8 protein-coding genes are annotated in these 7,347 nt (G+C 52.5%); 6 read left to right on the top strand and 2 right to left on the bottom strand.

The window, feature by feature from the left end; translation table 11 throughout:
- The first annotated feature begins 705 nt into the window (after positions 1-705).
- The gene (queC, locus tag Q8W24_RS08900; protein ID WP_303433342.1) at positions 706-1,377 is read left to right on the top strand and encodes a 7-cyano-7-deazaguanine synthase QueC; all 672 of its coding nucleotides are present in this window, start codon (positions 706-708) and stop codon (positions 1,375-1,377) included.
- Positions 1,374-2,075: a 7-carboxy-7-deazaguanine synthase gene (gene queE, locus Q8W24_RS08895; RefSeq protein ID WP_305475073.1), complete on the top strand. Its 702-nt coding sequence runs from the start codon at positions 1,374-1,376 to the stop codon at positions 2,073-2,075. The genes queC and queE overlap by 4 nt, the downstream gene beginning before the upstream one ends.
- Positions 2,076-2,172: 97 nt before the next feature.
- On the opposite strand, the gene Q8W24_RS08890 is transcribed toward queE, so the two are convergent.
- Together Q8W24_RS08890 and hdfR are read right to left on the bottom strand one after the other, a co-directional pair.
- Complete coding sequence (locus Q8W24_RS08890) at positions 2,173-3,162, bottom strand: zinc-binding dehydrogenase (RefSeq protein WP_305475072.1); 990 nt, start codon at positions 3,160-3,162, stop codon at positions 2,173-2,175.
- Positions 3,162-4,061 (bottom strand): HTH-type transcriptional regulator HdfR, encoded by a 900-nt coding sequence (gene hdfR, locus Q8W24_RS08885; protein ID WP_305415380.1) that lies wholly within the window; start codon positions 4,059-4,061, stop codon positions 3,162-3,164. Before hdfR ends, Q8W24_RS08890 begins: the two co-directional genes overlap by 1 nt.
- 131 nt (positions 4,062-4,192) lie before the next feature.
- Here hdfR and maoP point away from each other — a divergent pair, with 131 nt between their 5' ends.
- The 4 genes from maoP to Q8W24_RS08865 all read left to right on the top strand — a co-directional run bounded on the left by maoP (position 4,193) and on the right by Q8W24_RS08865 (position 7,334).
- A complete protein-coding gene (gene maoP, locus Q8W24_RS08880; protein WP_305415381.1) occupies positions 4,193-4,522 on the top strand; it encodes a DUF413 domain-containing protein in 330 nt (109 codons plus the stop codon).
- Positions 4,515-4,934: a RimK/LysX family protein gene (locus tag Q8W24_RS08875; RefSeq protein WP_303433347.1), complete on the top strand. Its 420-nt coding sequence runs from the start codon at positions 4,515-4,517 to the stop codon at positions 4,932-4,934. The genes maoP and Q8W24_RS08875 overlap by 8 nt, the downstream gene beginning before the upstream one ends.
- A 5-nt stretch (positions 4,935-4,939) precedes the next feature.
- Complete coding sequence (rimK, locus tag Q8W24_RS08870; RefSeq protein WP_305415382.1) at positions 4,940-5,845, top strand: 30S ribosomal protein S6--L-glutamate ligase; 906 nt, start codon at positions 4,940-4,942, stop codon at positions 5,843-5,845.
- A 322-nt stretch (positions 5,846-6,167) separates the two neighbouring features.
- Complete coding sequence (locus Q8W24_RS08865) at positions 6,168-7,334, top strand: aspartate aminotransferase family protein (protein WP_303433349.1); 1,167 nt, start codon at positions 6,168-6,170, stop codon at positions 7,332-7,334.
- Positions 7,335-7,347: the final 13 nt, after the last annotated feature.

Here is a 7,347-nt window from a genome sequence, read left to right as displayed (position 1 = left end):
TCACGTAAATGAATTATCGACGAGTTCTTACTTCTTGATAATCTTGACTTCAGATCATCTCAGTAAGCACCCACACGAATTACTTAATGCTTAATTTTTTAAAGAGCTGTCAGACCGTTTCGTCTGAGCGGGCTGTGCATCTTACAGCAACAAACCCAAGAGTCAAGCGATTTTTCATTTAATGTTGAAGTCATCCAGAGGACTCATTCAACTTGATCCAACCGCTTTCACAACCCAGACCAGAGGTCTAAATCGTGTGGCGCATTCTACAGCGCCGAATCTTTCTGTCAAGCGTTTATTTTCAAAAACTTCTTTAAAAACAACCACTTACCATTGAAAGCTGATCGATCCTGCTGACCACTTCCCGAATCAAGGTGGCGAATAATACACTGATAAATCAGTAATTCAACCCTTAAATCCGTTTTTTCTGATTGGCGGTTCGAATCCAAAGGATGTGTTGCCAAACCAGAACTGAAGCTGATCCATCCAATATAACGATGAGTCTTGCCCCATTCCCTGCTGCATCAGCAGTAGGGAGGCGCGCATTATAGGGATGGATTATTTTGAGTCAATCCTTTTTATAAACTTTTTAAGATGTGCGTATAATCACGCTTCATCAACAGGTGACCTCTTCTACCAATAGCAGCAGGTTGTTTCTTACAAGCCACTCGGACTGTTTTCCGTTTGGCTAACCTTGGAGTTTTTATGTCTGAAAAAGCAGTTGTCATCTACTCCGGTGGCATGGATTCCTTCACCATTCTTCAACGCGCTTATAAAGAAGGTTATGAGTTGTTCCCGCTCACCTTCGATTATGGCCAGAAACACAGCAAGGAAATTCGTTTCGCTGCCGATGTTTGTGACGAGCTGGGGCTGCCTCATCGAGTCATCGACATCACCGCCATCAATCAGTTGTTGCAGAGTTCATCATTGACCTCGGATCAGGATATTCCGGAAGGTCATTACGAAGCCGACAACATGAAGTCTACCGTGGTCCCCAACCGCAATATGATCCTGTTATCGCTGGCCATTGGTTATGCCGTTGATATCGGCGCCAGCAAGGTCTTTTACGGTGCGCACAGTGGCGACCACGCTATTTACCCTGATTGCCGGCCTGAATTTGTCCACGCCATGAACGACGTCGCCAAAATCGCCAACTATGAAGCGGTAGAGATTGTGACTCCTTATCTCAACAGCGACAAAATTGGCATATTAAAAGATGGCCTGGCCATGGGTTTGGATTACGGCCAGAGCTGGACATGCTACAACGGCCGGGAAAAAGCATGCGGCAAATGCGGCTCTTGCGTCGAACGTCTGGAAGCTTTTGCGATAAATGGCGTTACTGATCCACTGGCTTATGAAACAGGCACAGCAACATGAGCAGCAAGAGTACCCCATCAAAGGTGTACCGTATAAAAGAAGCGTTTTACACACTCCAGGGTGAAGGCACACACGCCGGACGCCCGTCTGTCTTCTGTCGTTTCAGTAAATGCAATCTGTGGAATGGCAAAGAAGATGGCCGGGCAAGCGCCAGCTGTCAGTTTTGTGATACCGACTTTGTTGGCACCGACGGGCAAAATGGCGGCCGTTACTCACAAAACGAGTTGTGTTCCCTGCTTCGGGCGCTTTGGCCGGCGTCGGACATCCCACCTTATATAGTATGTACTGGTGGCGAACCGGCGTTGCAGCTGGATGAGGATCTGATCGAGGCCATGCACCAACAAGGATTTGAAATCGCCATCGAGACCAATGGTACGTTACCGCTACCTGCCAATATTGACTGGATCTGCCTGAGCCCGAAGGAAAACTCTCAGGTTGTGCTGCAGCAATGCGATGAGCTCAAGCTGGTATACCCCCAACCGGGAGCGATGCCCGAACAGTTCGAGCATATAAAAGCAACACATCGCTACTTGCAGCCCATGGACATGACCGCGCTGCAGCAAGCGCCCAAACGCGATCATATCCCCCTGCTCTCGGTACAGCCTGCCAATCCGGTACAAGCGGCCGTCAGTTATTGTCTGGCCAACCCGCAGTGGAAACTAAGTACTCAGACCCATAAATGGATCGGGATAGACTAACCACCCGCTCAACCTCACCTGAAAACGCGAGAACGGATTGACAGTTACGACTCCTCACCTCTGGGTGAGGATTATTGGGCCAGGCTGACGCCGATCATCAATCAGCAACCGTCTGGTCTGGCCATACCAGCGCCACTTTACCTTGCAACTGTCCCTGCTCGTACCGCTTATGAACCGATGCCAATTCGGTGGCTGCAACAGATTCAGGCTCGGGTACATCAATAACACCCTCCTCAACCCAGGCTGCAAACTGCACCAGATCCCGACCGAGTTGCTCCCGGCCCTTGCCGGTCAACAATGGCAATGCCTTGAAAATCGCATGGAGCGTCAGGGACTTGGCGTGCGCCGGAGACAAGTCATGCGTGCCACGGGCATTGATGGTCGCCACATCACCCCATGCGGCAACGGCATTCAATGCGGATGTCAGGCTGTCACCACCATGTGTATCAACAACACAGTCGAAGCTTTTACCTGAAGCGACCAGGTCCGCAACGGCATGATGCGCCAAGGCTTCAACGCCCATGGTACGCAAGATATCCAGTCGTTCGGAACTACCTGCCGTGGCAGTCACGGTTAACCCTTGATGCAACGCCAGCTGCAAGACCATGCGGCCGACACCACCAAGCCCTCCCAGCACCAGCAATTGACTGTCTGACGAGGGTCGCAAACGCTGGAATATTTCCATCGCCGTCAGCGCCACCACAGGCAAACAGGCGGCGGCCTCATTGGTCAGATTGGCTGGGGCACGAGCGAGCAGGCGCGCATCGGCAAGCACATACTCACACACTGTCCCCATGGTTCCGCGCACGCCACCCGTCATGCCATAAACACGGTCGCCGATGGCAAAACCATCAACGCCTTCACCAAGTGCGATTACTTCACCACAGACATCACAACCAGTGGTGCCGGATTCCGTGGCAACCGGTGCCAGCCCGGAGCGCACCTTGGTATCCAACGGGTTAAACCCGGCGGCCAGTACTTTCAGTAATAATTCCCCTTGACCTGGGTCGGCGACGTCAATCGTTTGGAGCGTCAATACATCCGGGGAGCCATATTCAGTAAACACCATGGCTTTGGTATTAATCATCAGGATTCTGTTCCTATCCCATCGTCAAGATGGTGAACCAGTGGGTGGGTGTTGGCTTCTGCTGCGGCGATCTGGCGAATAACCATATCGACCAGGTGCTCGCTGCCGCCATTGGAGTGGAAGCTGGCATAAACCGTTCGGGATATCACAGGGGCATCTTTTACCAGAAACAGGGTTTGTTGATCGAATGCGGTGGCGACCAGGCCCCAGGGAAGGTAAGCCGCCCCGCCTCTCGACTGGATACAATCAAGGGCTATTCGGCCAGTGTTGGTTTGCAACGCTGGCGTGCCTGGTAATTTCAGCTGTCGGTTATGCTGTGCCTGAAAAGCAGTTCCCCAGTCCACCAGCACATACCCTTGCCCCAACGCTTCGTTAATCGTCACGCCTTCCGCTGACGAACACAGGTACAGGGGCAGATGTGCTACTTCCAGGGTCGTCAGTTCATCGACTTTCGGCGCATCAAACAGAAAAGCCAGGTCCAGAGTACGCTCCAGTATCTGACGAATCAGGTTGCCACTGCTGTGTGCAACGGCTGTCAACGACAAGCCATCAACCCGATCCAGCAAGCCCGCCATTTGCTGCTGTAAAAAACCGTCCCATAAATTGGGAGTGGCACCGATGGCCATTTGTTGGCTTTGCCCTGCTTCTGCAGCCACTTCCTGACGAATTTTTTGTTCCAGCCGTACAGTGCTTTCTGCCAGCGGCATCAGCTTTTCACCAGCAGCCGTCAACTGGATGTTATTACGTTGGCGTGAGAACAACTCAACGCCCAATAACCCTTCCAGCTGTCGCACACGAAAGCTGACCGCAGACTGGGTCAGATAAAGGTTTTCTGCCGCGCGACCAAAGTGTCGGGTGCGAGAGACTTCCATAAAGGTTTTAAGCAGTTCTGTATCCATTTGACCAATTTATATGTTCGTTACGATAAGTATTTTTTGTTTTACCGCGCAAAGTGCCCTGACCATACTCCGCCGAAACCACATTGGCTGTCCAGCCACTCACTAGATGTTATTTACAGGGGAATTGAATCATGAGTTTTGCCAGCCCGAAAAAATACTTTGATGATCGCAACTTTCCGCGTGGGTTTCATCGTTCAGGTGACTTTACTCGCGCCCAGGCCGAGATTCTTGAGTCACTTGGCACTGTTTTAAAAGCACTGCACGAAGGCACCCAGGAACCTGAAGATGAAGTTGAAGCGCACTTTGTCATGGTCTGCCAGGGTAAAGAGCAAGCTGTTACCGATATAGAAAAAGCCTGGACTCTGTACCTGTCGGCACTACGCCGCAAACAGGTTTACTTTACCGCCTCCTCAGCGGCCGTCACCGACGGTGTCAGTGAAGCCATCGACACCGATGACTAAGCCGACACTGGGGTACCTGGAAGTACTGGCGCTGCCTGACGTCGGTATTCAATGTCACGCCAAGGTTGATACCGGTGCCTGCTCCAGCAGTTTACATGCGGAAGACATCAAGGTCTTCCAGCGTGATGGCCAGGACTGGGTGAGCTTTCATGTGCTGTTCAGTCGAGAAAAAATGCGTATTGATCAACGCTGTGAGGCACCGCTGTTCACCCGCAAACGCATCGCCAGTTCCAATGGCTCCCGCAGTTATCGCTATGTCATCAAGACACCGGTTACTATCGGCAACCAGCAATGGCCCATCGAACTCAGCCTGACACCTCGCGGTAGCATGAAATATCCTATGCTATTGGGGAGAGAAGCCATTAGCGGTCGTTTCATCGTTGATGTTGAACACACCTATTTGAGCAAATAAATACCATGAAAATCGCGATCCTTTCGCGCAACCCCAGGCTCTATTCGACCCGGCGACTGGTTGAGGCCGGCACACAGCGCGGTCACGAAGTGACCGTCTTCGATACGCTGCATTGTTATATGAATATCAATAGTGTCGAGCCATCCATGCATTATCAGGGTAACGAGCTCAAAGACTATGATGCCGTGATACCGCGTATCGGTGCTTCCATCACTTTTTACGGTACTGCCGTGCTGCGCCAGTTCGAAATGATGGGGGTATATCCATTAAATGAATCGGTCGCCATCAGTCGTTCACGCGACAAGCTGCGATCTATGCAATTAATGTCACGAAAAGGCATAGGCCTGCCCGTCACCGGATTTGCACACAGCCCGGATGATATTCCCGACCTGATTGCCATGGTGGGTGGTGCACCGCTGGTCATCAAACTGTTGGAAGGTACACAAGGCATCGGGGTGGTACTGGCGGAAACCCGCAAGGCCGCAGAAAGTGTTATCGAGGCCTTTATGGGGCTGAAAGCCAATATCATGGTGCAAGAATTCATTCAGGAAGCCGGTGGCGCTGATATTCGCTGTTTTGTTGTTGGCGACCGCGTGGTGGCCGCCATGAAGCGCCAGGCCGCCGATGGCGAATTCCGCTCCAACCTGCACCGGGGAGGCTCTGCCAGTCTGATCAAGATCACCCCGGATGAGCGGGCAACGGCCGTGCGGGCAGCACGCACCATGGGACTGAACGTCGCCGGTGTCGATATTTTACGATCGAATCATGGCCCGGTTGTGATGGAAGTTAACTCTTCTCCTGGCATTCAGGGGATTGAGGAAGCCACCGGCATTGATGTCGCCAACAAAATCATCATGTTTATCGAAAAAAACGCCCGCGCGAATCACACCCGTACCCGCGGGCAAGGCTAGATAACGACTCTGCACCAACGCCGCTGCTGGTGATATGGCAAGCACAACCAGCCCACGGGTATTGCGGTGATATCAGCCATCCACAAGCCAGGCAGCACCAGGCAGCAATAGTTACCGCCCATACCCGCCATATATCTCGCTATATGGCGTTATTCCTGACAAGTGATTGCATCCCTCCAGGCACGGCCTTCCCTGTCGCATATCAATAACAGGCGACCATTCTGGCCGCTAAAACCGTTTACTTCAGCCAGAGGCTTTCGTATAGTCAATGTCCTACCGGGCAGCCAAGGCTGCCTTTTTGCGTTTTAAGGAACTGTCCCGAATGACTGCGATCATGAACACCTATGGCCGCCTGCCCGTTACCTTTACCTCTGGTAAAGGGAGTTGGCTGACAGATACTGATGGAAAGACCTACCTGGATGCCTTATGCGGTATTGCCGTATGTGGATTGGGTCATGCCCACCCGACTATCAGCGCAACACTGTCTGAGCAAGCTGGCCGCCTGATACACACCTCCAATCTGTACGGCATTGAACGACAGCAAGCACTGGCAGATGCGCTGATACGCATCTCTGGCATGAACAATGTCTTCTTCTCCAATTCGGGAGCGGAAGCCAACGAGGCAGCCATCAAGATTGCCCGCAAATACGGCCATCAACGTGGTATCCATGAACCTGTCATCATTGTCATGAGCAAGGCCTTCCATGGCCGTACCATGGCCACCTTGACGGCCACTGGCAACACCAAGGCGCAAGAAGGCTTCGGACCCCTGTTGAATGGTTTTCTCCGGGTCCCCTACAACGACCTCGATACCCTGACCAGGGTCGCCAGCGCCAACCCGAACGTCGTCGCCGTAATGCTCGAAACCGTTCAGGGCGAAGGTGGCCTGGCCACTGCCAGCGCCGACTATCTGCAAGGCATTCGGGCTTTGTGTGACCAGCATCACTGGCTGATGATGGTTGATGAAGTCCAGACCGGCAATGGTCGTACCGGCAGCTACTTCTCCTATCAACAACTGGGTTTTGTCCCTGATGTTGTTACAACGGCCAAGGGCCTCGGTAATGGCGTCCCTATTGGTGCCTGTCTGGCCCGTGGCGAAGCCGCCGATGTATTACAGCCAGGCAATCATGGCAGTACTTATGGTGGCAACCCGCTGTGTTGTGCTGTCGCTCTGTCTGTTGTCGAAACCATCGAAACGGACAATCTCTGTACCAATGCCCAAGAGATGGGTGACTACCTGGCCACTGGCTTCCGGGAGCGGCTGAGCAACAACCCACACCTGGTCGACATTCGTGGTCGTGGTCTGATGATGGGACTGGTGATGGATCAGGATTGCCCTGAGCTGATGGCCCGGGGTCTGGAATACGGCATTCTGCTCAACGTCACCGCAGGTAATGTGATCCGCTTGTTGCCAGCGCTGAACCTCAACAAGGATGATGCTGACAAGATCATCGATATCGTGTGCAACCTGATTGATTCGCTAGATTGATCGATATAACGAA

This window comes from Oceanobacter sp. 4_MG-2023, from assembly GCF_030689165.1.
Lineage (GTDB): Bacteria > Pseudomonadota > Gammaproteobacteria > Pseudomonadales > Oceanobacteraceae > Oceanobacter.
The sequence above is the reverse complement of the archived record's forward strand: the minus strand, read 5'-3'. Positions and strand labels throughout refer to the sequence as shown.

Bases quoted from the DNA above. Each gene is read 5' to 3' on its own strand.
- hdfR (WP_305415380.1), bottom strand. From the start codon at position 4,061: ATGGATACAGAACTGCTTAAAACCTTTATGGAAGTCTCTCGCACCCGA.
- Q8W24_RS08865 (WP_303433349.1), top strand. From the start codon at position 6,168: ATGACTGCGATCATGAACACCTATGGCCGCCTGCCCGTTACCTTTACC.
- Q8W24_RS08875 (WP_303433347.1), top strand. From the start codon at position 4,515: ATGACTAAGCCGACACTGGGGTACCTGGAAGTACTGGCGCTGCCTGAC.
- rimK (WP_305415382.1), top strand. From the start codon at position 4,940: ATGAAAATCGCGATCCTTTCGCGCAACCCCAGGCTCTATTCGACCCGG.
- queE (WP_305475073.1), top strand. From the start codon at position 1,374: ATGAGCAGCAAGAGTACCCCATCAAAGGTGTACCGTATAAAAGAAGCG.
- Q8W24_RS08890 (WP_305475072.1), bottom strand. From the start codon at position 3,162: ATGATTAATACCAAAGCCATGGTGTTTACTGAATATGGCTCCCCGGAT.
- queC (WP_303433342.1), top strand. From the start codon at position 706: ATGTCTGAAAAAGCAGTTGTCATCTACTCCGGTGGCATGGATTCCTTC.
- maoP (WP_305415381.1), top strand. From the start codon at position 4,193: ATGAGTTTTGCCAGCCCGAAAAAATACTTTGATGATCGCAACTTTCCG.